The following is a 24,302-nucleotide window of genomic DNA, read 5'->3' as shown; positions in this document are numbered from 1 at the left end:
CCATGCCCGAACTGCTGCTCGAACTCTTTTCCGAGGAAATCCCGGCCCGCTTCCAGCGGCGCGCGGCCGATGATCTCAAGAAGGCCGTGACCAATGCGCTGGTCGATGCCGGGCTGGTCTATGAGGGCGCCAAGGCATTCGTGACGCCGCGCCGGCTGGCGCTGACCGTTACCGGCCTGCCGGGCCGCTCGCCCGATACGCGCGAGGAAAAGAAGGGCCCAAAGGTTGGCGCACCGCAGCCCGCCATCGATGGCTTCCTGCGCTCGGCCGGCTTGAGCTCGATCGATCAGGCCAAGGTCGAAAGCGACCCCAAGAAGGGTGATTTCTATGTCGCCCATATCAACAAGCCGGGCGCTGAGGCGGTGGACCTTCTGTCTGCCATCCTGCCGAAAATCCTGACTGACTTTCCCTGGGCCAAGTCGATGCGCTGGGGCAATGGCAGCTTCAATTGGGTGCGCCCGCTGCGCGCCATTACAGCCACTTTCGGCGCGGAAAACGAAGAGCCGGTCGTCATCCCCTTCGCCTCCAACGAGTTGGATTCCGGCCAGACCACGTTCGGGCATCGCTTCCTGGCGCCCGAGCCGATTCGCGTGCGGCGCTTTGACGATTACGCCGCGGCGCTCGAGCGCGCCAAGGTGGTGCTCGACATCGACCGCCGCAAGGACATCATCAAGACCGACGCCGAGCAACTGGCCTTTGCCCAGGGCCTGACCGTGATCGCCGACGAAGCCCTGCTCGAAGAAGTGGCGGGCCTCGTCGAATGGCCCGTGGTGATGATGGGGTCGTTCGATCCCGCTTTCCTCGAGCTTCCCGAGGAAGTCATCATCGCCACCATCCGCGCCAACCAGAAATGCTTCTGCCTGCGCGATGCAGCGGGAAAGCTGGCGCCCAATTTCATCATCACTGCCAACACCGAAGCCAGCGATGGTGGCGCGGTGATCATTGCTGGCAATGAGCGCGTCATTCGTGCCCGCCTCTCCGACGCCGCCTTTTTCTATCGCGGTGACCTGGCGCTGCCGCTCGAACACGGCCTGCCCAAGCTCGAAGAAACCGTGTTCCACGCCAAGCTGGGGACGCAGTTCGCCCGCGTCGAACGGCTGGTCAAGCTCGCCGCCGAAATCGCGCCAAAAGTCGGTGCCGATCCCGAACGCGCCAAGCGTGCGGCCATGCTCGCCAAGGCAGACCTGACCACCGGCATGGTCGGCGAGTTCCCCGAACTGCAGGGCCTGATGGGCCGTTACTATGCCACCGCGCAGGGCGAACCGGCGGATATAGCGACCGCTGTCGAGTTGCATTACAAGCCGCTCGGCCCCACCGACAAGGTGCCGACCGAGCCGACCTCGATTGCAGTTGCGCTGGCCGACAAGCTGGATCTCCTGACCGGCTTCTGGGCCATCGACGAAAAGCCGACCGGCTCGCGTGACCCCTTTGCGCTGCGCCGCGCTGCGCTGGGCGTGATCCGGATCATTTCGGAAAACGGGCTGCGCTTCCCGCTCAAGGTGGAACCGGATCTGCTGGCGTTCTTTCATGACCGGCTCAAGGGCACGCTGCGCGACGCGGGCGCCCGCCACGATCTGGTCGACGCGGTGATCTCGGCCGATAGCGACGACATCCTCGAAATCATCCAGCGCGTCGGCGCCCTGTCCGAACTGCTGTCCTCCGACGACGGTGTCAACCTGCTCGCCGGCTACCGCCGTGCCGCCAACATCCTGGCGGCCGAGGAAAAGAAGTTCAACCTGACCTATAACGGCGCCATTGATCAGGACCTGTTGCGCCTGTCCGAGGAAACCGATCTGGCCTTCTCGGTCGATGCCGTCCACGCCGCTGCGCTGAGCCATGTCAGTGCCAATGACTACAAGGGCGCCATGGCCGAACTGGCGACGCTGCGGGGTCCCGTCGATGCGTTCTTCACCGCCGTCATGGTCAATGACGACGACTCCATGGTTCGCGTCAACCGGCTGAACCTGCTCAGCCGCCTGCGCGATACCATGCATCTGGTGGCCGATTTCTCCAAGGTCGCGGGCTAGGCCTCTCCCGCTCGGCGGAGGCAGGAAGGCTCAGACCGGCGGCATCAGCTTTTCGCGCTTGGGCTTGAACGGCGCCATGCCTTCATTGGCCAACTGGTCGGCGCGTTCGTTCAGCTCGTGCCCGGCGTGACCCTTGACCCATTTCCACGCGATGGTGTGGCGCTTGGTGGCCTCGTCCAGCGCCTGCCAGAGTTCGAGGTTTTTCACCGGCTTCTTGTCGGCGGTCTTCCAGCCGTTCCTCTTCCAGCCATGCATCCAGCTCTGCACGCCATTCTTGACATACTGGCTGTCGGTATGGATTTCGACCGTGCAGGGGCGCTTGAGCGCATTGAGAGCCTCGATGGCGGCGGTGAGCTCCATCTTGTTGTTGGTGGTCAGCGCCTCGCCGCCCTTGAGTTCCCTGGTGTGCCCGCCATATTCGAGAATGGCCCCCCAGCCGCCAGGACCAGGATTGCCCGAGCAGGCGCCGTCGGTGTGGATGATGACTGTGTCGGTCATGGCCGGCTCCAAAATCATGCAGGAGCGGTCAGGCTAATGCCTGCCGACGCATAGGGGGATAACTCCATCATCGCGCGACGGCGGCTTCGATGGCGCGCAGTTCACGCGGAATGTTGAAGGCGATGTTTTCCTTGGCGGTGACGCGCGCCTCGACCTTGATGTCGTAGCGCTGGGCAAAGGCCTCGATCACTTCGTCCACCAGCTTCTCCGGTGCCGAGGCGCCAGCCGAAACGCCCAGCGTGCGGATGCCCGCAAGCCGGCTCCAGTCGATTTCCAACGCTCGGTCTACCAGCATAGAGACCTTGCAGCCGGCCCGTTCGGCGACCTCAACCAGCCGCAGCGAATTGGACGAATTGGGCGAGCCGACGACGATCATCGCATCCACCTCCGGTGCCACCGCCTTGATGGCCTCCTGCCGGTTGGTGGTGGCGTAGCAGATGTCTTCCTTGTGCGGACCATTGATCGCGGGGAAGCGCTGCTTAAGCGCACTCACGATCTCCTTGGTATCGTCCACCGACAGGGTGGTCTGCGTCACGAAAGCCAGCGTCTGCGGGTCGCGCGGCTCGAACACCATGGCGTCGGCAACGGTCTCGACCAGGCTGATGGCGCCGGGCGGCAGCTGGCCCATGGTACCGACGACCTCCGGATGCCCCTTGTGGCCGATCAGCACGATCTCGTGCCCCTCGGCAAAGTGCCGCTGCGCTTCCACATGCACCTTGCTGACCAGCGGGCAGGTGGCGTCGAGGAAGAACATGTTGCGGCTCTTGGCGTCGGCCGGCACCGATTTGGGCACGCCATGCGCCGAAAACACCACCGGAGCATCGGTCTCGGGGATCTCGCTGAGTTCCTCGACAAACACCGCGCCCTTGTCACGCAGTCCGTCCACGACATATTTGTTGTGCACGATGGCATGGCGCACATAGACCGGCGCGCCGTATTTCTCCAGCGCCAGCTCGACAATCTGGATGGCCCGATCGACGCCGGCGCAAAATCCGCGCGGGGCGCAGAGCAGAATGTCTAGTTGTGGCCGCTTTTCCATATCAGTCAGATGCTTTCGTGGCTGGCGCAAGTCAAGTCTTGTTGCAGCGCCAAAGCTGCGCAGGCATGATGCGCACGCAATTAAGGCAAGGACTTAACGGTGAGTCTGGCTCAGGAAATGTTTGCGATTGCCCCGGCCATGGGGAAGGCGAACCTGTCCGCCAGCCAGCTGAAGCTGCTCAGCGGCAAGGCGCGCTGGATTTTCCGGGTCGGGGAGGCGGGTTTCCCCACCGTTCCCACCATCGTCCTGACGCGCGCCGCATGGGAAGCCCTGCAAGGCGAGCGCACGCACAGGGAGCACAAGCTGCGCACCCACTGGGTCGCCTGCCTGTTCAAGCTGGTCGGCAAGGATGCCGTCCCTCCCATGCTCGTGGTGCGAACCTCGGCAGCCGCGCACAATGGCGGGCTGATGCCGGCCAAGCTGGGCATCGCCGCACCCGCCAACCCTGAGGATTCGGTCGATCCCACCAGGCCCCTGGCCAAGGCGATCAAGGCGGCTTTCGACAGCTATGGCTTCGGACAGGGCTGGACCAGCCGTCCGGACGAGGACCGCGGCCGCCAGATCGTGCTGGTGCAGGCGGTGGCGGACGGCGAGATCGAGCAGTTCCTCACGCGCAATGCAGTGACGGGAGAGATGGGTCCGGCGCCGGTCAATGGCGCGCCATTGCCGCGCATGTCGGAATCCATCGATGCCCTGGTGACCTTGCTCGACGCCAAGGCGGGCCGGCACATGAACTGTCTCGTATCCATCACGCGCAGCCAGGTGCGGTTCCTGTCGGCCCGACCGGTGCAGGTGACCGCTGCGGCCGAGCTGGAAGCGGCGGTGGACCGCGTCAATCGCAAGATCTGGTCGGCACAGAACGCGGTGAGCCGCGTCGATCCCACCCGCCTCACGCAATTGCTGCATCCTCGCCTGAAGTCCGCTGAGGGCGCCGCACCCATCGCCACGGGCCTTGGCGTGTCGCCAGGCGCCGCCAGCGGCGTCATCGTCTTCAACACCGAGGATGCGGCGCGGATGCGCGCGCGCGGCAAGCACTGCATCCTCGTGGTCAACGAGACCGGACCGGCCGATATCGAGGGCATGAAGGCCGCAACTGGCATCCTGACGGCCCGCGGCGGCATGTCCAGCCACGCCGGCGTCATCGCCCGCATCACCGGCAAACCCTGCGTTGCCGGGGTGCGGACCATGTCCGTCGATACCACAGAAATGGTGTGCCGCATCGGCGACCGCGAACTCCGCACTGGCGACCGCATCACCATCGATGGCAGCGACGGGCGCGTCTATATCGGCATGCTGCCGCTGGCCCAGCCGCATATCGGCGGCGCCATCGGCACGCTGCTCGGCTGGTCGGATGCCAGCCGCACCATCGCCGTGCGCACCAATGCGGAAACCGTGGAATCGGCCAAGACGGCGCTGAGCTTCGGTGCCGAAGGCATCGGGTTGGCTCGAAGCGAGCATATGTTCTTTTCTCCCGAGCGCATGGTGGCGCTGCGCCGTGTCATTCTGAGCGAGGACGAGGAAGATCGGAATCGCGCCATAAATGGTCTTGTCGACTACCAGACCGGCGACTATTCGGCGCTGTTTTCGACCATGAACGGCCTGCCGGTCACGGTGCGCCTGTTCGATCCGCCGCTGCACGAATTCCTGCCGCGTACCGATGAGGAGATCGAGGAGACTGCAGCCTCGTTTGGCCTGGCCGTGCGCGCGCTGCGGCTCCGCCTCGACCGGATCGCTGAGATCAACCCTATGCTGGGCCATCGCGGCGTGCGGCTGGCGATCACCTATCCCGAAATGCTGCAGATGCAGATGCAGGCGCTGATGGCGGGTGCGCGCGCGGCCAGTGAAACGCAGACCGAGCCGGTGGCGGTCGAGGTGATGGTGCCCTTCGTCTCCACGGCCAGCGAGGTGGCCTGGGTGCGTGAACGGGTCAGCGCCATTGCTGCCAATTCAGGCCTGTTGCGCACGGGCCGGGTTAAGTTCTCGTTTGGCACCATGATCGAACTGCCCCGCGCCTGCCTTCGGGCGGCGGATATCGCGCAGATGGTCGATTTCATCTCCTTTGGCACCAATGATCTGACCCAGACCACTTTCGGCATTTCGCGTGACGATGCACCGACTTTCCTGGCCGCGTACCAGCGCAAAGGGATCTATGAACGCGATCCCTTTGTGACCATTGACGAGAAGGGCGTGGGCGAATTGATCACTATTGCCATTGAGCGGGGCAGGGCTGCCAATCCCCGCCTCAAGATCGGTATCTGCGGCGAACATGCCGGCGATCCAGTCTCGCTTAAATTCTTTGCCGGTCTGGGCGTCGACTATGTCAGCTGCTCACCCTATCGTGTGCCGGTCGCAAGGCTGACGCTGGCGCAGGCTTCTGCTTAAATAGCGGGCGGACGACCCCCATATGCAGGGGACCAGGCCGGCTTGCCGGCCGGTACAAGGGAGATAGTACCAACGTGAGACTTTTGCCGGTACTGGCGCTGTTGCCGATATTGTTTTTTTCGACACCTGCCGTCATGGCCCAGCAAACGGGCATGCAATGCACCACGATCGCCGATAACGCGGAACGGCTGGCCTGTTTCGATGCGGCTTTCGCCGCCCCCAAGAGTGACGCCGGCGGCATCCAAATTGTCTTCGAATCCGAGCAGCTTATTCCCGCCCGCCCAAATGGCCGCCGCCCCGCCACCATTACCGTCGCCTGCGACGCCGGGGTGCTGAGCGTGGCTTTTGCCTTCGCGGGCAATACCATGTCGGCGCTGGGCAGGGACGCGGGGATCACCTGGCAGTTCGACCTGCAGGCCGCGCGCAGTCGCACGCTGCCGGTGAATGGCGACAACACTGCCATCCTGCTGGACAATACCAGCGACGCGCTGGCCTTCATCCAGAGCCTGGAGGGCGCAACAAACCTGACGGTGCGCGTAACGCCGGTGAACTCGCGCTCGCTCTCGGTCCGCTATCGCGTCGACAGCTTCGGCGATCAGGTAGCGCCCGCTAGGGCGGCTTGCGGCGTTTAGCCAGGGAGCCGTTCCCGCCATTCGGCCGTAGGCCTCGTGGCCTTCTCGCCTCAAATCACTCCACTGGAGCGATTTGCCCTGCGGGACGGCTCGAAGTGCGACAAATCGACCGTTCACATTTCTGCCCGGCCAGCGCCTTGGTTGGTCCATGGCCGCGCCGCAAACCCTGTTTACCCGCTGCTAACCCTAATCAGACATCATCACGACCGTCGGCATTTTAGCGTCACTTTCGCCGATCAGTAGTTTTGTTGCGTAGTGTTGAGTAGCGTTTAATGGCTTCATCCCACCGGCCGGTGGCGCGTTTGCGTCCGGTCAGAGCGGTTCGCCGACATCCCTTCACCAGATTTCTGGTCGTCGGGATTTTTTGTGGCCTGACCTATGCCGGGCTCACCAACGGCGCTTTCGGCCCCGCTACCGGGCTCGCCGACGCCTTGCCGGCCGAGATCGATCTGGTCGCAGCAAGCATCTCCTATTCAGGCGTGGATCCGGTTATCACCGGCTCCGTCGACCATCTGTTCGATACTGCCAGCTTCACTGGCCCCAACCGCGCCGAAAAGGCCGACCGCCTGCGCCCGCCCGTGGACGTTCTCGCGATATCGCGCAGCTTTGCCGAAGTACGCACGCGGCTGGCCGCGCTGCGCACCGGCGCCGCCGATCCGACAGATCTCGGCCAATCTCGTCTGGCAGATGTGACCATCGAAGCGACGGGCGATGTCGAGTATGGACCGCGCATGTCGGTCGCCGCCATCGACCCCGCCACGGCCTCGGCGCTTGACGCCATCGCCGGCATTGCGCCGGCTTCGAGCACGCCTCTGCCGGTCCTGGCTTCAGAACAACTGGCTTACGCCCGCGCCACGGCGCCCGTTACTGGCGGTTTTTCAACGGGGCCGGCGGTCGCGGTATCGGACAAGGAACTCTGGTGCCTGGCTACGGCCATCTATTTCGAGGCTCGTGGCGAAAGCTATCGCGGGCAGGTGGCGGTGGCACAGGTGGTGCTCAACCGAGTCAAGGATCGTCGCTATCCCGACACTATCTGCGGCGTCGTGTTTCAGAACCAGAACCGGCGCAATTCCTGTCAGTTCTCCTTTGCCTGCGATGGCATTCCAGAGACGATCAGTGATCGCCAATCCTGGGCGCAGGCGGAAGACATCGCCAGCCGGTTCACCGCTGGTGAGCTGTATCTGACCGAAGTGGCCGACGCGACGCACTATCACGCCACTTATGTGCGCCCGGCCTGGGCCCCGCGCATGAACAAGGTCACCCAGATCGGGCTGCACGTCTTCTACAAGTTCAAGCGCGGCTGGTTGTTCGGTTAGGGGTTCAGCGCCGCCAGGCGCGGTAATAGGTGAAGGAACCCGCATTGCCCGTGCTGAACGCTGACCACTTGCCGTTGGTCCAGTACGAGAACCGGTTCGCACGGGGCTCGGCGTCCTCGACACTTATCCCCGGATACTGGACGTGCTTGGAGAACATGGCATCGGTCGAGTAAGTGCCGCTCGCCGTGGTGGTGATGGTCACATAGCTGACCTTGCCGGCCTCCACCTTCTTGACGCGCGTGGTCGACAGCGGATCGGTCGCGACCCAGTCTTCGTAATCGACATTGTAGTCGCGGTTCTCGAAGCGAACGAGCCGCGCGGCATCGACGCCAGTGATCACGCCCTCGTCGCCAAAGGCCTGCAGCACCATGCCGGGACCTATGGCCGCCAGGGCTGTGGCGCAGATAGCGCCCAGAGTCATGCCGAGGAGGAGATGGCGATCTGGCAGGTTCATGGCGGTCTGTCCCGAAATGACGCGGATGGGGTCTTCGTCTTAACGGATTAGAAACCATAATTGCCCGGCAGGGGCAAAGTTCATCCTTTGTTAGGGTTAATCTTCACAGGCCAAACCATTGTCGCTAAATGGAAATTGCCTCGAAGGCGGCGACGAACCGATCGTGCGCTTCGCGTGTCGGCCAGGGGCGGATCAAACGGTCGAACGCATCGACATCGAAGGCCGGCAGGCTGGGCTCGCCGAAGAACTTGCGCGCCTCACTGTCCTCGAAGCCGGCAAGATGGATCGCCTCGAAGAAGGCCGCTTCCCGATCGGCCTTCTTGACCTGCTTGGCGAGGGCCGCGGGCATGCTGGCGGGCAGGGAGAAGCGCAGGTAGATCGCCGAGAGCAGGCGGTTTTCCACGTCCTTGTAATTGCCGCCCATGGCCGCCTTGAACGGCGAGATTATGTCGCCCATTACATATTCGGGCGCGTCGTGCAGCAGCGCCTGGACCTGCGCTACGGGCTCGCTACCGGGATTGTGGGTGCGGAAGAGTTCAAGCACGAGCACCGAATGCTGGGCCACCGAAAACGGGTAGTCCCCATGCGTCTGGCCGTTCCAGCGGGCGACACGAGCCAGGCCATGCGCGATGTCGGAGAGTTCGACATCCATTGGCGAGGGGTCAAGAATATCGAGCCGGCGCCCCGACAACATACGTTGCCAGGCCCGTGCATGAGCGCGTGCCATGATGCCCCAATTGGTTAGCAGCCTGTTAGCGTCGAGCCTAGCAGTTGGGCCCGATTCGGCGAAGCTGGCGCCTATTCTTCCGGTGTGCTTTCACCGAACGCGTAGGTCGCCCAGACGGGCAGCGCCACGCCGACCGGCTTGCCGTCGACCGTGACGGCAGATGGATCGGAAATGCGGTCGAGCCGGAGAATGGCGACGGCCACGCCATCGACCACCTGGCCGATTGTACCCGCTTCTCGACCGCCGGCGATAACGGCGCTGCCCGCCGGTGCTTCGATACCGAGGACAATGACCGGACGGCGGCGGGCGGTGCCGCGATGCTTCATGCGGCTGACGACTTCCTGGCCGACATAGCAGCCCTTGGCGAAGTCGATGCCGTCGAGAATGTCGAGCCCGATATCATGTGCGAAGGCGTCATTGGCCGGGAAGTCATTGCCTTGATGCGCGATGCCGACACCAATCCGCTCGGCGTGGTAGAATTCGTCGTTTTGCACCCAGTCTGCCGTCGCTTCCACTGGAGCAATGGTGCGGTAGCCCATGTCGATGGGGCCCATGCGGTCGGTATGGCGGATGCCGCTGGGCTCCTCATCCTGCGCGAAGCCGACGCGATGGGTTCCCCGCAGGTCGTCTATCGTCGCCTGAGCACGCAGGCGATACATCTTCATGCGCTTGAGGAAGTCATCGGCGACCGATTGGTGCACGTCGACCCAGATGGCGTCCTCTGCGTGGCCAGCCAGTCCCTCGGCCAGGATCTTGCCCTGCGCGGACAGCAGCGCCCAGGCCGCCGCCACTTCGCCATCTCCGCTTCCGGTTGCCGGTATCTCGCCGGTCACGACATCGTTGAGCAGCTTGTGCGCGTCCGGCCCCGAAAATCGGAAAACGGCACGGTCGGCACGCAGATGGATGGTCATGATCTCTTGCTTCCCGAACGGAGCGTCCGCTACACCGGCCCAAGGCATTGCACACAGGCGGGACCAAGACATGGCGCAGTATGACACCATTTTCAAGAACGCCACGCTGGTCAACCAGGACGGCGAAGGCCTCGGCGATATCGCAGTGCGCAATGGCCGTGTCGCGGCTCTGGGCAGCGTCGGCGACAGTGCCGCCGAGATCGTTGATTGCAAGGGGCTGCACATCCTGCCAGGGGTCATCGACACGCAGGTGCATTTCCGCGAACCAGGCCTGACGCATAAGGAAGACCTCGAGTCCGGTTCGCTCTCCGCGGTGATGGGCGGCGTGACGGGCGTCTTCGAAATGCCCAATACCAACCCGCTGACCACCAGCCGCGAAACATTCGAGGCCAAGATCGCTGCCGGCACCAACCGCATGCATTGCGACTTCGCCTTCTATATCGGCGGCACGCATGAAAATGTTGGAGAGCTGGCCGAGCTGGAGAAGCTGCCGGGCTGTGCCGGCATCAAGGTCTTTATGGGCTCGTCCACCGGATCGCTGCTGGTGCAGGACGATGCCGGCGTCGAAGCCATTCTGCGCGCCATTTCGCGCCGCGCCGCTTTCCACTCCGAAGACGAATATATGCTCGAAGAGCGCAAGCACCTCCGCGTGCCGGGCGATCCGTCGAGCCACCCCATCTGGCGCTCGCCCGAGGTGGCGATGAGCTGCACGACCCGACTGGTGAACCTCGCCCGCAAGACCGGCAAGCGCATCCACGTGCTGCATATCTCGACCAAGGAAGAGATTATCTACCTGGCTGACCACAAGGATGTGGCGAGCGTCGAGGTGACGCCGCACCATCTGACGCTGGACGAAACCGCCTATACCCGCCTTGGCACCTATGCCCAGATGAACCCACCAGTGCGCGACAAGGCCCACCGCGAAGGCATCTGGAAGGGCGTAGCCAACGGCGTCGCCGACATCCTGGGCTCGGACCACGCGCCGCATACCCGCGAGGAAAAGGATCATCCTTATCCGGCGTCCCATTCCGGCATGACCGGCGTACAGACGCTGGTGCCGACCATGTTGGACCACGTCAACGCCGGCAAGCTGAGCCTGCAGCGTTTCGTGGATATGACCAGCGCCGGCCCCAACCGCCTGTTCGGCATCGCCAACAAGGGCCGCATCGCGGTGGGTTATGACGCCGATTTCACCATAGTCGACCTGAAGCGCCGCGAAACCATCACCAATGAATGGGTGAAGAGCCGCGCGGGCTGGACGCCTTATGACGGGGTGACGGTGACCGGTTGGCCGGTGGGCACCGTGGTGCGTGGCAATACGGTGATGTGGCAGGGCAAACTGGTGACGCCCTCGGTGGGGCAGCCGATGCGGTTTCTGGAGGCATTGCCGGCTCAATCATAGGCCTTGCTGCTCGTCGGCGCCTAACCACCGGCGAGCAGCAGCCGAGCTGAACGGTACGTCAACGAGCGGGATTTCCGATCCGTGCCTATCAATTTCTAGAAACTGCGACCAATATACGCGGCTTAGGTCACGAGGAGACGCTGCAGTGGATGGATTCTATTCGGCCTACTTTACGGGCGTTGCGGGCAATAGCCTTGGCCTATTTGCTTTCAAAGAGGGACGTATAACTGGGGCCGACGTTGGCGGCATGCAGTACGACGGCAATTACGTTGTCGATGAACAGCGTTCTGTCATTTCGGGCAAGATCGTCTACATAATTTTGCCTGGTCATCAGCTGGTCACAGGCATTGCGGCGGGGGCGGAACCAATACGTGTGGAGTTTCCCCTAGAGCTTCCGGTTGGGTTTTCAGACGGACGAGTTCTGCAGATCCCAACGCCAAGTGGCGTGGTGAACGCACGTTTTCAGAAGCTTCGTGATTGGTAGAGACGAATGACCGCCTATGAGACTCTGAATGTTTGGATTCTGGTAGTGACAGTTGCCGCCATCATAGCTGGTCCAATTGCGGCTGTTGTCGTTACGCGTTGGGGCGACGGGCGAAGAGAAACTCGGCGTCGCAAGTCAGAAATATTATCTGCTTTGATGAAGACTAGACCGATGCGGTTATCGTTTGAGCATGTCGCCGCATTGAATCTTATCCAGCTGGAATTTCACGGTGAGAATGAAATCCAAGCTGCGTATGGAAACTATGTAGCCCACCTCAATCAGGAAATGCCCAAGGAAGGTGTGGCGCTAGACAAATTTGTTGAGCTGCGGGCGGACCTGTTCATTGAGTTGCTTCATTCCATAGGGAAACATCTCGGCTTTGGCTTTGACAAACGGGACTTGGCAAAATTATCCTATGGTCCGGTCGGGTGGGAAAACGATGAAAACTCGATCCGGATGCTTCGATCGCTTTCGGTCGATGTGCTAACTGGCCGGCAGGCGCTTTCTGTCATAATGCGTCCGTCGGCGGCACCTAGCACCATGTTTCCTCCGCCACCCGAGGTGCAGAGTGACCCTGCTGGCTGAAGGGCGTTCTCTCGAGCCCACCTGACTTTGGTCTTCAAGCCTATTGCAGGATACGCTCGAGATTGTATTCGCCGGAGCGGATGCGGTCGGGCAAGAGGGCGATGAGGTCGGCGGTGGCTTCGTCGCCGTGCATTTTGACGAAGGTGGCAAGCGCCGCAAACAGCGAAGCATGCGCCAGCGCGGCGCTCTGCACGCCGTCGTCCTCCGCGCCATTCCACGCCTCGGCCAGATATTCCAGCGCGAGCTGTCGCTCACCCTGGTCACGGTCAAAAACGGCCTTCCCCGAGGCAGGCGCAAACATGGTTTTGCTCGTCGTCATGGACTTGGGGTTAGCACGAGAAAATGAGGCAGGCCCGCAAGAAGTAACCCGAAGGTTAACAGGATGTGCGCAACTGTATGAAGAGCGCTCGCGTCAGTCGGTCGCCTATTCGGCAAAACGGGTATGGATGTCGCGCGCGGTGCGTTCGGCCTCGACCAGCAGGCGCGTCAGCGCCTCGCGCGCCGCGGGCGTGCAGGCCCGGTGGAAGCGTGAATAGGCCGTGTAGCCGACATTGAATGCACCGGCCAGGCGTTGACGGCGATCCTCGTCCGGCTCGTCCAGGGTGATGAGTTCGGCCATCTGGGCGCGCCAGTCTTCCGGGCCGGCATCGCAGAGCGGCTGCAGGAAATAGAGGCTGCCCATGATCTCGGCCAGCCGCTCCATCTGCCGCTGATAGGGCGGGTCGATGGCGAGGCTCGGCGCGGTGCCAAGGGCAAGCAGCAGGGCGATGATGGTCAGTTGAAGCTGTTTCAAGATGGCGGTCCGCACGGTCGGCTTTGTTTACCAGTTTTCCGCCAGGACCGCGAAGGCCCTCGCAAGCACGTCATCGAGTCGAGTCGTGGTGCGCAGGGCGATCAGCGCCGCCGGGTCCAGCCACTTGTGATCGGCCACTTCGTCGGAGGCCCTGACTTGGCCGGTGAAATCGCGTGTGGCGAAGACGGCGAGCCGGAAAGTGCCGTCGCGGCCCAGTTCCTGCACCAGTACGGGGCGGGGATTGCGGATGACGAGACCGACCTCCTCGGCGACCTCGCGGACGGCGCATTGCTCGATGGTCTCACCAGCCTCGATGCGGCCGCCGGGCAGGGTCCACAAGTGCTGGTAGGGTGCATAGGCGCGCTTGATCAGCAGCACCTTGCCCTCGCGCACGATGGCGACGCTGGCGGCGTTGGGGAGGTCGTCGGTCACACTGTGTCCATTTGCGATTCGTAAGGCCAGAGACTACCTCTATCTGGCTGATTCCGGAGACATGAAACATGTGCGGACGCTACGCTTCGACGCTGCCGCCCGAGATGATGCAGGAGCTGTTCAAGCTGCTCAACCAGGTAGAGTTGGTGCCGCGCTACAATATCGCGCCAACCCAGCCGATCGTTGCCATCTGGGAGCAGGAGGGGCGGCGCGAGGCGCATTTCGCGCGCTGGGGACTGGTGCCTGGCTGGGTCAAGGATCCGCGTGAATTTCCGCTGCTGATCAATGCGCGGGTCGAGACCATGGCGGAAAAGCCGGCATTCCGCGACGCGCTCAAGCATGGTCGCTGCATCATTCCGGCCAGCGGCTACTATGAGTGGCACACCAATCCCGACAAGACCAAGCAGCCCTATTACATCACCATGGCGGACGACCGGCCTATGGCGCTGGCCGGACTCTATGCCAGCTGGATGGGTCCCAATGGCGAGGAGATCGACAGCGTCGCGACGATCACCGTCGCAGCCAACCATCAGCTCTCGGACATCCATGATCGCATGCCGTCCATTCTGGACGGGGACGCAATCGAGCAGTGGCTGAATGTGCGCGAGGTGCGGGCGCGTGAGGCCGGGCAACTGGCTTTGCCGCTGGCCGATGGCGCGCTGAAATTCCACCCCGTGTCGACGCGGGTCAATTCAGCGCGCGACGATGATGCCGGGTTGATCGAGCCAGTGACGGTGCAGAAGCCGGAGCCGCGACCGAAAAAGGTCGCGGGCGGCGGACAGTTGGATTTGTTCTAGCTACCCAGTCCGAAATAGCCCAGCGCATCGCCCATGGCCTCCTCCTCGTAGCCGAGGTGTGACAGCAGCACGCGTTCGAGCGCGTGATAGACGGTCATCGCGTCTCCGAAGCGCGCCGGGGTGGTTTCCTCTGCGAGGGCATTGAGCGCGTCGACCAGCCGCACCAGCAGCTCATGGACGACGACATGCTCGGCCTGCAGCCGGTCGGCTATGGCCTTGAAAGCCGCCCCCTGCTGCGCCAGTCCGGGGAAGATGGCATAGTCCTCGATGGAATGATGGCCGTGGACGAACTGGCAATACTGGCCGCAGAGATTGCCGAAACGGCGATAGTTGGCGACCATGGCCAGATCGCCGGTTTCCGCGGCAATCTCGGCCTGTGTGGCGGTGCCGGCATTGGCCCGCTCGATCAGCTTGCCGAGGGTGTGCATGTTGTCGCGCAGATGATCGTGGATCATCCGCAGATGCTGGCCCGGCGCGCGCTGGGCTTCGGTCAGGCCTTCGAGTTTTTGCACGGGGGGACGGGTGGCGTCGTCGAGAAAAGCGATGTTGAGCAGCATGCGGCGATAGATGGAGCTCAAGCATGGCGAGTGCAAGACGGCACAAAATGGTGACCGGGTATTCCATGAGACCTCATGGTGAGCTTGTCGAACCACGAGGTCGGTTGCGCAGACCGTGCCACGACCTCTCCTTCGACAAGCTCAGGATGAGGTCTACTGGGCCTCTATCCCAACATCTTCTCGGAATTGCATCTAAACCCCACCCCACTCTGCCCTCACCGCGGCTTGCGCTACCCCGCCTGCCGCGCTTCCGCCGGTCCAACCGCATACGCTCAGGTCCAGCTGTCACCTCAGACTTATCCCCATTGAACGGACATCGCGTATCTTGAGGATGCAACGGAGGACCGAATGAGAGAAATTGTCTCTGGCTTGAAGCAACTGACCACTTCGCTGCGGAGCCATACCGCAAGGACGAACCTTGATCTGGCAAATTGGCATCGGCGGTAAAAGCGGGCTTCAATCCGTCGCAACCACGGCACCCTGCCGGACGCGAAGAGGGAGGCCAATGGAGCGGCCCAGGTAACTCAGATATAGAGAAAATCGTCAGGGCGGCCAGCAGGATCAAAGGAGCATTCGATCAGAGGTATTCCGACTGCGTGGACCTCTGCTACACGCTCCTTGAACGGCGTCAGGCGCCGGGTTCAGACTTCAACTTGTGGGACTTCCACAAGTGCCTCAATAGATGCCTCAAGCGCTGAGACGGGAAATGGACATACACCTCGCCAGAAAAATGGTCTCCGCCGCTTTTGAAAGCGGCCGTGTGCTGGGCAATCTCCTGCCGGTGCTCAAACAATCTCTGCCCCCTGAGGAGTATCGCGCCTGCGCCCACGACCTGGGGGTGGCTATCGATGCAACCAACACGGCGCTGTTGGCGCGGGCGATAAGTGCGCATCCGGAATTGGAAGCCGAGATTGACGCCGCGATGCAGCAGCGTGGCTTTTACTAGCCCAACATCTTTCCCGGATTCAGAATCCCCTTGGGGTCCAGCGCCGTCTTGATGGCGCGCATCATGTCCAGTGCCACCGGATCCTTGACCTGCCTCAGCAGCTCGCGCTTGAGCTGGCCGATGCCGTGTTCGGCTGAGACGGAGCCGCCCAGGCGCAGCACGATCTCGTAGATCGCCTCGTGCATTCTTTCGTCCGAGGCGGCCATGAAGCCCTTGGGGTCGGCGTCTGCAGGCTGGCTGAAATTGAAGTGGATATTGCCGTCGCCCATGTGGCCGAAGGGAACCGGGCGGATGCCGGGGAACAGGCGCTCGGCGGCGGCGCTGCCTTCGGCGATGAGCTGGGGCACAGCAGCGATGGGCACGGAGACGTCGTGCTTGATCGAAGCGCCTTCCTTGCTCTGCACCTCGCTCATCTGCTCGCGGAAAGCCCACATGCGGGTGCGGTCGGCGAGCGATTCAGCAAAGACGGCGTTGTCGATGAGGTCATCGGCGAAAGCGGCCTCGATTGCGGACTGGAGCGCACCGGGTGCACCGCCCTTCATGCGGCTGACTTCGATCAGCGCATACCAGGGGGAGGGACCGGCAGTGGGGTCGCGGTCGAGCATGCCATGGCGGAGCTGCATATCGAGGCCCAGCCAGGGGATGATCTCGAAGGCATTGAGCCGGCTGCCAGTGCGTTCGCGCAGCAGCTGGAACAGGGTGAGCGCGGCCTCGGGGCCGGCAATGTTGATGATGGTGGTTTCGTAGTCTTCCGGCTTGGGGAAGATCTTGAGCGTCGCGGCGGTGATGATGCCCAGCGTGCCTTCGGCCCCCACCAGCAGATCCTTGAGATCGTAGCCGGTATTGTCCTTCTTCAGCGAATTGAGGCCGCGGTAAAGACGGCCATCCGCCATCACGGCCTCGACACCCATGGTGAGTTCGCGCGCATTGCCGAAGGCGAGCACGTTGACGCCGCCCGCATTGGAGGAGAGTAGGCCCCCGATGCGGGCCGAGCCCTGCGACCCTAGCCAGAGTGGAAAGATGGTCCCCTCGGCCTCGGCCGCCTTGTGGACGTTTTCGAGGATGACGCCGGCTTCGGCGGTCATGGTGCCGGCAGCGACATCGACCGAACGAATGCGATCGAGCTTGGAGAGGCTGACGATGACCTCGTCGCCGCGCAGCGGAACCTGCGCGCCCACCAGCCCGGTATTGCCACCCTGCGGGATGATGCCGACGCTATGCTCGTTGGCCCAGCGCAGGATGGCCTGCACCTGTTCGACCGAGCCGGGCAGGGCAATGGCGGCGGCGCCGGTGTGGAAGCGCTTGCGCGGTTCGTTGAGATAATTGCCCATCCGCTCGGGCTCGCCGATGACCGCATTTGTGCCCAGGAGCGCGCTGAGTTGGGCGACGGTATCGGCGGCGGAAAGTGTCATTGAACAACCGGAGCTTGGCGGGCGGTGAACGTGCCCCTGCATTTCGGCCATGTGCCACAAGCGGCGCAACGACTCCAGCACGGGACGACAACAATGGCCACTCGATTGCGGACAGGCAAGCACGGCCTGCTTGCGGATGGCGCTGAAACATAGCTGCTGAGCGATCTGGCAGGTGGCGCGGCCGATAAAATCCAGTACGTTGCTACCGGCTGCGCCGTCATCGGCATGAGACTGCCCGATACTGTTGCGTCCGAGGCGAGCGAATAGTCGCTCGCCGCTCACTCTAGCCTTGTAGGACGCGCCAATGCAGCGGCGCGGGAATGAACCGATGACAGCGCTTGTCTGGCCGGAAATCTACTTTGTCCGACACGGTGAAACCCCCTGGAATGCCGAGCGCCGCTATCAGGGGCGCAAGGATATTCCGCTCAACGACAAGGGTCGCGGCCAAGCCAACCAGAACGGCAAGGCGTTAGCCGCCCTGTTCGCGGCACGCGGGCTCGATCCCATGGCCTTCGAGTGGCATGCCTCGCCCCTGGGCCGCACGCGCGAGACCATGGACCGGGTGCGCGCCGGCTTCGAAACCCATCTGCCCGAGGTTAAATATGACGTGCGGCTGATGGAAATTTCCTTCGGCGTGCTCGAGGGCGAATTGTTCGAGCAATTGCCGGCCAATATGGCCATCGCGCCGGGTTCCCGCGACGAGGACTATTGGGACTATCGCCCGGAAAACGGCGAGAACTACCGCGACGTCGAGGCCAGGCTGGCCGAATTTTCGAGTGTGCTCAAGGGCCCCTCGGTGGTGGTGGCGCATGGCGGCATCGCGCGGACCTTGCGGGTGCTGATCGAGCATGCACCCATCATCGACGTCATCAACTGGGCGCCGCCGCAGGACGCGATCATGCACTTCACCCCCGGCAAGATGGAACTGCTGCGGGACTAGGTCCGATTGACCTTCCCGCCCGTGGCTCCTAGAAAGCCGCCAACCACGGGGCCGCGCCATGTCTTTCAATACGTTCGGACATCTGTTTCGCTTCACCACCTGGGGCGAAAGCCATGGGCCAGCGCTCGGTGTGGTCGTCGATGGCTGCCCGCCGGGACTGGTCCTGACGCCGGAGATGATCCAGCGCGACCTCGACCGCCGCAAGCCCGGGCAGTCGAAATACACCACGCAGCGGCGCGAGGCCGATGAGGTCAAGATCCTCTCCGGCGTGTTCGAGGACGAGCGCACCGACGGGCCTCGCACCACCGGCACGCCGATCTCGCTCATGATCGAGAACACCGACCAGCGCTCCAAGGATTATGCGGAAATCCGCGACAAATACCGGCCGGGCCACGCCGACTATACCTATGACCAGAAATACGGCATCCGCGACTATCGCGGCGGCGGCCGCACCTCGGCGCGCGAGACCGCGGCGCGTGTGGCGGCGGGCGCCGTAGCGCGGCAGGTGCTGGCGGGGATCACCATCCGCGCCAGCCTGGTGCAGGTCGGGCCGCACAAGATCGACTATGCCAATTTCGATTGGGATCAGGTGGGTGAAAACCCCTTCTTCTGCGCCGACGCCCAGGCGGCCGAATTGTGGGCCGGCTATCTTGACGGCATCCGCAAGGAAGGCAATTCCGTGGGCGCGGTGATCGAGGTCGTGGCCGAGGGCGTGCCGGCCGGTTGGGGCGCGCCGATCTATGGCAAGCTGAGTGCCGATCTCGCTTCGGCGATGATGAGCATCAACGCGGTCAAGGCTGTGGAAATCGGCGCCGGCTTCGAGGCGGCGAGCCTCACCGGCATCGACAATGCCGACCAGATGCGGGCAGGGGCGGACAAGCCCTACTTCCTGTCGAACCAGGCTGGCGGCATTCTGGGCGGGATTTCCAATGGCGACCCCATCGTCTGCCGCTTTGCGGTCAAGCCGACTTCATCGATCCTGACGCCGCGTCAGACCGTGACCACGGCCAACGAGGATACCGACATCGTCACCAAGGGACGGCATGACCCCTGCGTGGGCATCCGCGCCGTGCCGGTGGGCGAGGCGATGATGGCACTGGTGCTGGCCGATCATGCGCTGCGGCATCGCGGGCAGACGGGCCGGGACGGCGCCGTGGGGTTCGAGCGGAACTGAGTTGTCACCTCTCCCCCAAAGGGAGAGGTGAAGAAGGTCATCGCTGGAAAACCAGCACCGTCTCCACATTGCCGTCACCACCGGCAATCGGCGATGTCACCGAATGCCGGTGCGTGAAGCCCTGGCCTTCCATGAAGGCGATAACGTCAGCCAGCGCGGTCTGAATCGCCTCTTCGCTGGTTACGATGCCGCCCTTGCCCACATTCTGCCGGCCGACTTCGAACTGCGGCTTGAACAGGATCACTGCATCGGCCTTGGGTGTGCACAACGCCAGCGGTGCTTCGAGCACCTTGATCACCGAAACGAAGCTGACATCTGAAACCAGCAGGTCTATCGGCTCGGGGATCATCTCGGCCGTCAGATCGCGGGCGTTGACGCCTTCCATGCTGACCACCCGGTCACTGCCCTTGAGGCGCTGGTGCAACTGGTCGTGGCCGACATCGACGGCGTAGATGCGCCGGGCGCCGCGCTCCATAAGTACCTGGGTGAAACCGCCGGTGGATGAACCGACGTCGATACAGGTCTTGCCGGCCGCATCGATATTGCCGGCGTCAAGGCCGGCTACCAGCTTGAGGGCGGCCCGCGAGACGTAATTGGCGGCGGGGTCGCTGAGGTCCAGCTTGTCGTCGCGGCTGACCATCTGGTTCTGCTTGTGGGCGATGACGCCGTTGATGGTGACGGTGCCACGCAGGATGGCGTCGCGCGCCCGGGCACGGCTCGGCACCAGGCCGCGCTGTTCGAGCGCCAGATCGAGGCGGATGCGCTCGCTCATCCCTCGACCAGGCGCTTGACCTTTGCCAGGGCCGTCTCCTGGGCTTCCTCGTAAGCGATGGTGCCTTGGAAGCTGCCATCGTCATCGATGAGGAAGGTCAGCGCCGTGTGGTTGACCAGATAATAGGGGTCGCCCGGCTCGCCGACCTTTTCGGAGAACACCCCGAATGCCGCCTTGGCGTTTTCGGTTTGCTCCAGATCATGGCCGACCAGGCCGATGATGCTGGGGTCGAAACCTTCGACATATTCTCTGACCTTGTCGAGCGTGTCGCGCTCGGGATCGACCGAGACGAAGATGATGCGCAATTCGTCTTCCGTCAGCCCCAGCTGCGAGCGCAGGACCGTCGTCTCGGCCAAGGTCGTCGGGCAGACGTCGGGGCAGAAGGTGTAACCGAAGAAGATCAGGCTCGGCACGCCGCGCAGATCGTCCTGCGTGAAGGCGCCGCCCTTGGTGGAATTGAGCGCAAATTCCTGGCCGGTGACGCCAAGGGGGCGGGCCGGGGGGCGAAACAGGTAAAGCGCTGTTGCGCCGATCGCCACAAGGGCGACGAGAGTCCACAGGACGATGCGGAAATTGCGGATGGATTTCTGTGTGGTGGTCATGTTGCCTCTGTGCCGCGCCTGCGTGCGAGTGCGATCTAGGCGTCGAGCGGTTCGGTGCCGGTCGGCTTGCCGTCGCGGCTGAGGGTGATCTTTTCGATGCGGGCCTCGGCCGTGCGCAACAGGGCCTCGCAATGGGCCTTGAGGGCCTCGCCGCGCTCGTAGATGGCAATGGATTCGGCCAGCGGAGCACGGCCCGACTCGAGCTTGCCGACGATCTCCTCAAGCTGGGCGAGGGCGGCCTCGAAGCTCAGGGTCTTGACGTCGTCATTGCTGGTTTCGGCCATGGGGAAAGGTCCTAATCCTCGAGACGCCCGATGGCGCCGTCCATCAGCATGGCGACGTGATGGGAAGCACCCCCCGCCAGGCCTTTGAGGTCATAGCCACCTTCGAGCAGTGATACAATGCGATTGCCGCAGGCGCGCCCGGCCACATCCATCAACTTTCCCGTGAGCCAGCCATAGTCGGCCGATTGCCAGTTGAGCTGCGCCAATGGGTCGCGCTCATGGGCGTCGAAGCCGGCCGAGATGAGGATCAGGTCGGGCGAGAAATCGATCAGCGCCGGAATGATGCGGGTGAGATATGCATCGCGCATGCTGGTCCCGTCGCTATTGGGATCGAGCGGGACATTGGTGATGTTGCCGACACCGGTTTCGCTGGGCTTGCCGGTGCCCGGAAAGAGCGGCATCTGATGGGTGGATGCGTAGAAGACCGTTGAATCTGCTTTGAAAATATCCTGCGTGCCGTTGCCGTGATGCACGTCGAAATCGATTATGGCGATGCGCTCGGCGCCGTATTTTCGTTGTGCTTCGCGGGCGACGATGGCGACGGTGTTGATGAGGCAGAAGCCCATCGGCGTGGCGATTTCGGCGTGGTGGCCGGGGGGGCGGATGGCGCAGAAGGCGTTGTCGACTTCGCCCAGCAGGACCGCGTCGAGCGCACTGAGCGCGCCGCCGAGACCGGTGGCGACCACCGCCAGCGAGTTGGCGGAAATGAAGGTGTCGGCATCGATCTGGCCGATCCCCTCGGCCGGGCGTCCATCACGCAACCGCGACAAGTATCTGGAATCATGGACCAATTCGGCCAGCATCAGATCGCCCGAGGGCGCGTTGCGGCGCAACAATTTGTCGAAACGCGGCCGGCTGAGCGCCTCTTCGATCGCGCGGATGCGGTCGGCGCGCTCGGGGTGTCCCTGCGGCGTCACGTGATCGGCAAAGTTGGGCTGGCTGACGAGCAGCGTGGTCACGCGGGGCGAGTCTCCTGTCGATTCGTCACTTCGTCTTGACGCGCCGGGGTCCGGTTGTCAAACAACCGCCACCAGTATGAACGGTCGATGTATGACAGATGAACCAAAATCGGTGGAAGAGGCGGCGGCGCTCCTCCGCGCCGGCAAACTCTGCGCCTTCCCGACCGAAACCGTCTATGGCCTGGGCGCCGACGCGACCGATGCCGACGCGGTGCTGTCGATCTATGAGACCAAGGGGCGGCCACGCTTCAATCCGCTGATCATCCATTGTGCCGATCTGGCCATGGCCGAGACCCTGGCCGAGTTCTCACCGCTGGCGCGCCGGGTGGCCAGCCTGTGGCCAGGGAGCCTCACTCTGGTGCTGCCGGCACGGCCCAGCAACGGGCTGGCCGATGTGGCGACGGCCGGGCTCGACAGCGTGGCGATCCGTATTCCCGACCATCCGCTGGCGCTGGCGCTGATCGCCGCGGTGGGCAGGCCACTGGCTGCGCCATCGGCCAATCCGTCAGGGCGCCTGTCGCCGACCACGGCGGAACAGGTGCGGCGCGGCTTTGCGGGCCGGGTGCCGGTGCTTGATGGCGGGCCCTGCCGGGCGGGCGTCGAATCCACCATCATCCGGGTCGAGGGCGAGCGGCTGGTGCAATTGCGGGCCGGGGCGGTATCGCGCGAGGAGATCGAGCGCCGGTTGGGTGTGCCGGTGGACCTGGCGGAGAAGGACGAGGCGGTGGCAGCGCCGGGCATGCTGGCCAGCCACTATGCCCCCAACGCGCTGCTGCGGCTCAATGCCGAGCCGCGGGCGGGCGAGGCCTATCTGGCGTTTGGGAGCGTGGCGGAATTTGGCGGGCCGATGCGCAACCTGTCACCCAATGGGGACCTGCATGAGGCGGCGCGGAATCTGTTCTCGATGCTGCATGAGTTGGACGCCGCCGGGGCTGGCATGATTGCCGTGGCGCGGATTCCCGATGAGGGACTGGGCGAAGCGATCAATGACCGATTGCAGCGGGCGGCGGCGCCGCGGGGGTAGGGTGCCTCTTCACCTCTCCCTTTGGGGAGAGGTCGACCCCCCTTGGGTCGGGTGAGGGGGCCTTTTCTTGACGCGGTGAAGGGGGAGGGCCCCCTCACCCGTCGGCTGCGGCGCCGACCTCTCCCCCAAAGGGAGAGGTGAAGAAGGCCTAGTTGTCCCTGACCTTATACGGCTTTTGGTCCCGCATGAACCTTGCCAGCGCCTCTAGGTCCGGATCCCCGCCGGGCGGCAGGATGACCTTGAGGTTGGCGTAGAGATCGCCATCGCCATAGAGGCCCTTGCCCTTGAGGCGCAGGGCTTTGCCGGTGTCGATGCCGGGCGGCAGGTTGAGCTCGACCGAACCATCGAGCGTCGGCACCCGCACCTTGGCGCCCAATACGGCTTCGTAAAGCGTGATCGGCACATCGGTGCGCAGGTCGGCGCCATCGCGTCGGAACTGCTTGGACTTGCCGAAGCGCACGGTGACCAGCGCATCGCCGGGTTCGCCGAGGCCAGGCGCGCCCTGGCCCTTGAGACGGATCTGCTGGCCTTCCTCAAGCTTGTCGGGCAGCTTGACCGACAGCACCTTGCCTGACGGCATGCGCACCGGGATCGAGCCGCCCTTGTGGGCATCTTCGAGCGAGACCGTGGCATTGACCACGATGTCTTCGCCCTTGAGGCTGCGTCCGGCGCCAGCGCCGCCGGCAGCCGCTCCGGCAAAGGGGTCCCATTGTGCGCCGCCGGCCGGGCCGCGGCCCGCACCGGGCCCGCCGCGCTGCTGGCCGCCGAAGCCGCTCATGAATTCCTTGAGAATATCCTCGGCCGAAAAGCCGCCGGCAGCATTACGGCCGCCGCGCTGGCCACCCGAGAAACCGCCCGGATTGAAGCCGGCAAATTTGGGATTGCCGTCGGCGTCGATCTCGCCGCGGTCGAACTGCCCGCGCTTTTCGGCGTCATTGAGCAGGTCATAGGCGTTGGTCGCCTCGGCAAACTTGCCGTGCGCCGAAGGGTCTTCGGGGTTCTGATCGGGGTGATACTTCTTGGCCAGCTTGCGATAGGCGGACTTGATGTCCTTTTCGCTCGCCGATCTTGGCACCCCAAGCACGGTATAGGGATCGCGCATTTGGTCCATTCAGTGAGTCGGGCGTTGCTTAGCCCAAGTTTCCTGTCCTAT

General features: G+C 63.5%; 27 protein-coding genes. 12 read left to right on the top strand and 15 right to left on the bottom strand.

What is annotated here, in order from left to right; genetic code table 11:
* The first annotated feature begins 2 nt into the window (after window positions 1–2).
* Window positions 3–2,027 carry a glycine--tRNA ligase subunit beta gene (gene glyS, locus V6M52_RS06430; protein ID WP_332700454.1) on the top strand — a complete coding sequence of 675 codons (2,025 nt, stop codon included), beginning with the start codon at window positions 3–5 and terminating at the stop codon, window positions 2,025–2,027.
* Between the two features lie 30 nt (window positions 2,028–2,057).
* Here the strand turns inward: glyS and rnhA are convergent, their stop codons facing one another.
* Together rnhA and ispH are read right to left on the bottom strand one after the other, a co-directional pair.
* Complete coding sequence (rnhA, locus tag V6M52_RS06425; RefSeq protein WP_332688443.1) at window positions 2,058–2,525, bottom strand: ribonuclease HI; 468 nt, start codon at window positions 2,523–2,525, stop codon at window positions 2,058–2,060.
* A gap of 67 nt (window positions 2,526–2,592) precedes the next feature.
* The gene (gene ispH, locus V6M52_RS06420) at window positions 2,593–3,564 is read right to left on the bottom strand and encodes a 4-hydroxy-3-methylbut-2-enyl diphosphate reductase (protein WP_332700453.1); all 972 of its coding nucleotides are present in this window, start codon (window positions 3,562–3,564) and stop codon (window positions 2,593–2,595) included.
* 99 nt (window positions 3,565–3,663) lie between these two features.
* Here ispH and V6M52_RS06415 point away from each other — a divergent pair, with 99 nt between their 5' ends.
* The 3 genes from V6M52_RS06415 (at window position 3,664) to V6M52_RS06405 (ending at window position 7,894) form a co-directional block, all read left to right on the top strand.
* Window positions 3,664–5,946: a putative PEP-binding protein gene (locus V6M52_RS06415; RefSeq protein WP_332700452.1), complete on the top strand. Its 2,283-nt coding sequence runs from the start codon at window positions 3,664–3,666 to the stop codon at window positions 5,944–5,946.
* Window positions 5,947–6,020: 74 nt separating this feature from the next.
* Window positions 6,021–6,578: a hypothetical protein gene (locus tag V6M52_RS06410; protein ID WP_332700451.1), complete on the top strand. Its 558-nt coding sequence runs from the start codon at window positions 6,021–6,023 to the stop codon at window positions 6,576–6,578.
* A 272-nt stretch (window positions 6,579–6,850) separates the two neighbouring features.
* Entirely contained in the window at window positions 6,851–7,894 is a 1,044-nt protein-coding gene (locus V6M52_RS06405; RefSeq protein WP_332700450.1) for a cell wall hydrolase, read from the top strand.
* Between the two features lie 4 nt (window positions 7,895–7,898).
* On the opposite strand, the gene V6M52_RS06400 is transcribed toward V6M52_RS06405, so the two are convergent.
* From V6M52_RS06400 to ygfZ, 3 genes are all read right to left on the bottom strand, one after another.
* Window positions 7,899–8,348, bottom strand: coding sequence for a hypothetical protein (locus tag V6M52_RS06400; protein WP_332693018.1), 450 nt, complete (start codon window positions 8,346–8,348; stop codon window positions 7,899–7,901).
* A 124-nt stretch (window positions 8,349–8,472) separates the two neighbouring features.
* Window positions 8,473–9,075 carry an HD family hydrolase gene (locus tag V6M52_RS06395; protein WP_332700449.1) on the bottom strand — a complete coding sequence of 201 codons (603 nt, stop codon included), beginning with the start codon at window positions 9,073–9,075 and terminating at the stop codon, window positions 8,473–8,475.
* Between the two features lie 71 nt (window positions 9,076–9,146).
* Window positions 9,147–9,986 (bottom strand): CAF17-like 4Fe-4S cluster assembly/insertion protein YgfZ, encoded by an 840-nt coding sequence (gene ygfZ, locus V6M52_RS06390; RefSeq protein WP_332700448.1) that lies wholly within the window; start codon window positions 9,984–9,986, stop codon window positions 9,147–9,149.
* Window positions 9,987–10,056: 70 nt separating this feature from the next.
* On the opposite strand from ygfZ, the gene V6M52_RS06385 reads away from it, so the two are divergent.
* The 3 genes from V6M52_RS06385 to V6M52_RS06375 all read left to right on the top strand — a co-directional run bounded on the left by V6M52_RS06385 (window position 10,057) and on the right by V6M52_RS06375 (window position 12,457).
* On the top strand, window positions 10,057–11,388 hold the full coding sequence (locus V6M52_RS06385; RefSeq protein ID WP_332700447.1) for a dihydroorotase: 1,332 nt from the start codon (window positions 10,057–10,059) through the stop codon (window positions 11,386–11,388).
* A gap of 145 nt (window positions 11,389–11,533) precedes the next feature.
* Entirely contained in the window at window positions 11,534–11,872 is a 339-nt protein-coding gene (locus V6M52_RS06380) for a hypothetical protein (protein ID WP_332700446.1), read from the top strand.
* Between the two features lie 6 nt (window positions 11,873–11,878).
* Entirely contained in the window at window positions 11,879–12,457 is a 579-nt protein-coding gene (locus tag V6M52_RS06375; protein ID WP_332700445.1) for a DUF6680 family protein, read from the top strand.
* Window positions 12,458–12,497: 40 nt separating this feature from the next.
* On the opposite strand, the gene V6M52_RS06370 is transcribed toward V6M52_RS06375, so the two are convergent.
* From V6M52_RS06370 to V6M52_RS06360, 3 genes are all read right to left on the bottom strand, one after another.
* Window positions 12,498–12,758 (bottom strand): hypothetical protein, encoded by a 261-nt coding sequence (locus tag V6M52_RS06370; protein WP_332687660.1) that lies wholly within the window; start codon window positions 12,756–12,758, stop codon window positions 12,498–12,500.
* 123 nt (window positions 12,759–12,881) lie between these two features.
* Window positions 12,882–13,250: a TIGR02301 family protein gene (locus V6M52_RS06365; RefSeq protein ID WP_332687661.1), complete on the bottom strand. Its 369-nt coding sequence runs from the start codon at window positions 13,248–13,250 to the stop codon at window positions 12,882–12,884.
* A gap of 27 nt (window positions 13,251–13,277) precedes the next feature.
* Window positions 13,278–13,682, bottom strand: a complete 405-nt coding sequence (locus tag V6M52_RS06360) for an NUDIX hydrolase (protein ID WP_332700444.1) — start codon at window positions 13,680–13,682, stop codon at window positions 13,278–13,280.
* Window positions 13,683–13,750: 68 nt separating this feature from the next.
* Between V6M52_RS06360 and V6M52_RS06355 the strand changes: the two genes are divergently transcribed.
* Window positions 13,751–14,479 carry an SOS response-associated peptidase gene (locus tag V6M52_RS06355; RefSeq protein WP_332700443.1) on the top strand — a complete coding sequence of 243 codons (729 nt, stop codon included), beginning with the start codon at window positions 13,751–13,753 and terminating at the stop codon, window positions 14,477–14,479.
* On the opposite strand, the gene V6M52_RS06350 is transcribed toward V6M52_RS06355, so the two are convergent.
* Window positions 14,476–15,057 (bottom strand): hemerythrin domain-containing protein, encoded by a 582-nt coding sequence (locus V6M52_RS06350; protein WP_332700442.1) that lies wholly within the window; start codon window positions 15,055–15,057, stop codon window positions 14,476–14,478. The two genes, V6M52_RS06355 and V6M52_RS06350, sit on opposite strands and share 4 nt — an antisense overlap.
* Window positions 15,058–15,742: 685 nt before the next feature.
* Here V6M52_RS06350 and V6M52_RS06345 point away from each other — a divergent pair.
* Window positions 15,743–15,982: a hypothetical protein gene (locus V6M52_RS06345; protein WP_332700441.1), complete on the top strand. Its 240-nt coding sequence runs from the start codon at window positions 15,743–15,745 to the stop codon at window positions 15,980–15,982.
* On the opposite strand, the gene V6M52_RS06340 is transcribed toward V6M52_RS06345, so the two are convergent.
* A complete protein-coding gene (locus V6M52_RS06340; RefSeq protein WP_332700440.1) occupies window positions 15,979–17,394 on the bottom strand; it encodes an FAD-binding oxidoreductase in 1,416 nt (471 codons plus the stop codon). The genes V6M52_RS06345 and V6M52_RS06340 overlap by 4 nt on opposite strands.
* 328 nt (window positions 17,395–17,722) lie before the next feature.
* On the opposite strand from V6M52_RS06340, the gene V6M52_RS06335 reads away from it, so the two are divergent.
* Together V6M52_RS06335 and aroC are read left to right on the top strand one after the other, a co-directional pair.
* Window positions 17,723–18,334, top strand: a complete 612-nt coding sequence (locus V6M52_RS06335) for a histidine phosphatase family protein (protein WP_332687667.1) — start codon at window positions 17,723–17,725, stop codon at window positions 18,332–18,334.
* A gap of 58 nt (window positions 18,335–18,392) precedes the next feature.
* Complete coding sequence (gene aroC, locus V6M52_RS06330; RefSeq protein WP_332687668.1) at window positions 18,393–19,508, top strand: chorismate synthase; 1,116 nt, start codon at window positions 18,393–18,395, stop codon at window positions 19,506–19,508.
* A gap of 37 nt (window positions 19,509–19,545) precedes the next feature.
* Here aroC and V6M52_RS06325 read toward each other — a convergent pair whose 3' ends face one another.
* The 4 genes from V6M52_RS06325 to V6M52_RS06310 are packed head-to-tail and all read right to left on the bottom strand — an operon-like array spanning window position 19,546 to window position 22,125.
* Window positions 19,546–20,280 carry a TlyA family RNA methyltransferase gene (locus V6M52_RS06325; protein ID WP_332700439.1) on the bottom strand — a complete coding sequence of 245 codons (735 nt, stop codon included), beginning with the start codon at window positions 20,278–20,280 and terminating at the stop codon, window positions 19,546–19,548.
* The gene (locus V6M52_RS06320) at window positions 20,277–20,882 is read right to left on the bottom strand and encodes an SCO family protein (RefSeq protein WP_332700438.1); all 606 of its coding nucleotides are present in this window, start codon (window positions 20,880–20,882) and stop codon (window positions 20,277–20,279) included. The genes V6M52_RS06325 and V6M52_RS06320 overlap by 4 nt, the downstream gene beginning before the upstream one ends.
* A 35-nt stretch (window positions 20,883–20,917) precedes the next feature.
* Entirely contained in the window at window positions 20,918–21,166 is a 249-nt protein-coding gene (locus V6M52_RS06315) for an exodeoxyribonuclease VII small subunit (protein ID WP_332686237.1), read from the bottom strand.
* A gap of 11 nt (window positions 21,167–21,177) precedes the next feature.
* Window positions 21,178–22,125 (bottom strand): histone deacetylase family protein, encoded by a 948-nt coding sequence (locus V6M52_RS06310; protein ID WP_332700437.1) that lies wholly within the window; start codon window positions 22,123–22,125, stop codon window positions 21,178–21,180.
* Window positions 22,126–22,216: 91 nt separating this feature from the next.
* On the opposite strand from V6M52_RS06310, the gene V6M52_RS06305 reads away from it, so the two are divergent.
* Window positions 22,217–23,149 (top strand): L-threonylcarbamoyladenylate synthase, encoded by a 933-nt coding sequence (locus V6M52_RS06305; RefSeq protein WP_332700436.1) that lies wholly within the window; start codon window positions 22,217–22,219, stop codon window positions 23,147–23,149.
* Window positions 23,150–23,297: 148 nt separating this feature from the next.
* On the opposite strand, the gene V6M52_RS06300 is transcribed toward V6M52_RS06305, so the two are convergent.
* Window positions 23,298–24,251: a DnaJ C-terminal domain-containing protein gene (locus V6M52_RS06300; protein ID WP_332686243.1), complete on the bottom strand. Its 954-nt coding sequence runs from the start codon at window positions 24,249–24,251 to the stop codon at window positions 23,298–23,300.
* Window positions 24,252–24,302: the final 51 nt, after the last annotated feature.

The organism is Devosia sp. (assembly GCF_036676215.1).
Classification (GTDB): domain Bacteria; phylum Pseudomonadota; class Alphaproteobacteria; order Rhizobiales; family Devosiaceae; genus Devosia.
The sequence above is the reverse complement of the archived record's forward strand: the minus strand, read 5'-3'. Positions and strand labels throughout refer to the sequence as shown.

Excerpts from the sequence above, each read along its gene's own strand:
- V6M52_RS06385 (WP_332700447.1), top strand. The coding sequence starts at position 10,057 with ATGGCGCAGTATGACACCATTTTCAAGAACGCCACGCTGGTCAACCAG.
- rnhA (WP_332688443.1), bottom strand. The coding sequence starts at position 2,525 with ATGACCGACACAGTCATCATCCACACCGACGGCGCCTGCTCGGGCAAT.
- V6M52_RS06345 (WP_332700441.1), top strand. The coding sequence starts at position 15,743 with ATGGACATACACCTCGCCAGAAAAATGGTCTCCGCCGCTTTTGAAAGC.
- ygfZ (WP_332700448.1), bottom strand. The coding sequence starts at position 9,986 with ATGACCATCCATCTGCGTGCCGACCGTGCCGTTTTCCGATTTTCGGGG.
- V6M52_RS06320 (WP_332700438.1), bottom strand. The coding sequence starts at position 20,882 with ATGACCACCACACAGAAATCCATCCGCAATTTCCGCATCGTCCTGTGG.
- V6M52_RS06300 (WP_332686243.1), bottom strand. The coding sequence starts at position 24,251 with ATGCGCGATCCCTATACCGTGCTTGGGGTGCCAAGATCGGCGAGCGAA.
- glyS (WP_332700454.1), top strand. The coding sequence starts at position 3 with ATGCCCGAACTGCTGCTCGAACTCTTTTCCGAGGAAATCCCGGCCCGC.
- V6M52_RS06375 (WP_332700445.1), top strand. The coding sequence starts at position 11,879 with ATGACCGCCTATGAGACTCTGAATGTTTGGATTCTGGTAGTGACAGTT.
- V6M52_RS06325 (WP_332700439.1), bottom strand. The coding sequence starts at position 20,280 with ATGAGCGAGCGCATCCGCCTCGATCTGGCGCTCGAACAGCGCGGCCTG.
- V6M52_RS06355 (WP_332700443.1), top strand. The coding sequence starts at position 13,751 with ATGTGCGGACGCTACGCTTCGACGCTGCCGCCCGAGATGATGCAGGAG.
- V6M52_RS06340 (WP_332700440.1), bottom strand. The coding sequence starts at position 17,394 with ATGACACTTTCCGCCGCCGATACCGTCGCCCAACTCAGCGCGCTCCTG.
- V6M52_RS06335 (WP_332687667.1), top strand. The coding sequence starts at position 17,723 with ATGACAGCGCTTGTCTGGCCGGAAATCTACTTTGTCCGACACGGTGAA.
- ispH (WP_332700453.1), bottom strand. The coding sequence starts at position 3,564 with ATGGAAAAGCGGCCACAACTAGACATTCTGCTCTGCGCCCCGCGCGGA.
- V6M52_RS06305 (WP_332700436.1), top strand. The coding sequence starts at position 22,217 with ATGACAGATGAACCAAAATCGGTGGAAGAGGCGGCGGCGCTCCTCCGC.
- V6M52_RS06395 (WP_332700449.1), bottom strand. The coding sequence starts at position 9,075 with ATGGCACGCGCTCATGCACGGGCCTGGCAACGTATGTTGTCGGGGCGC.
- V6M52_RS06315 (WP_332686237.1), bottom strand. The coding sequence starts at position 21,166 with ATGGCCGAAACCAGCAATGACGACGTCAAGACCCTGAGCTTCGAGGCC.
- aroC (WP_332687668.1), top strand. The coding sequence starts at position 18,393 with ATGTCTTTCAATACGTTCGGACATCTGTTTCGCTTCACCACCTGGGGC.
- V6M52_RS06400 (WP_332693018.1), bottom strand. The coding sequence starts at position 8,348 with ATGAACCTGCCAGATCGCCATCTCCTCCTCGGCATGACTCTGGGCGCT.
- V6M52_RS06405 (WP_332700450.1), top strand. The coding sequence starts at position 6,851 with ATGGCTTCATCCCACCGGCCGGTGGCGCGTTTGCGTCCGGTCAGAGCG.
- V6M52_RS06370 (WP_332687660.1), bottom strand. The coding sequence starts at position 12,758 with ATGTTTGCGCCTGCCTCGGGGAAGGCCGTTTTTGACCGTGACCAGGGT.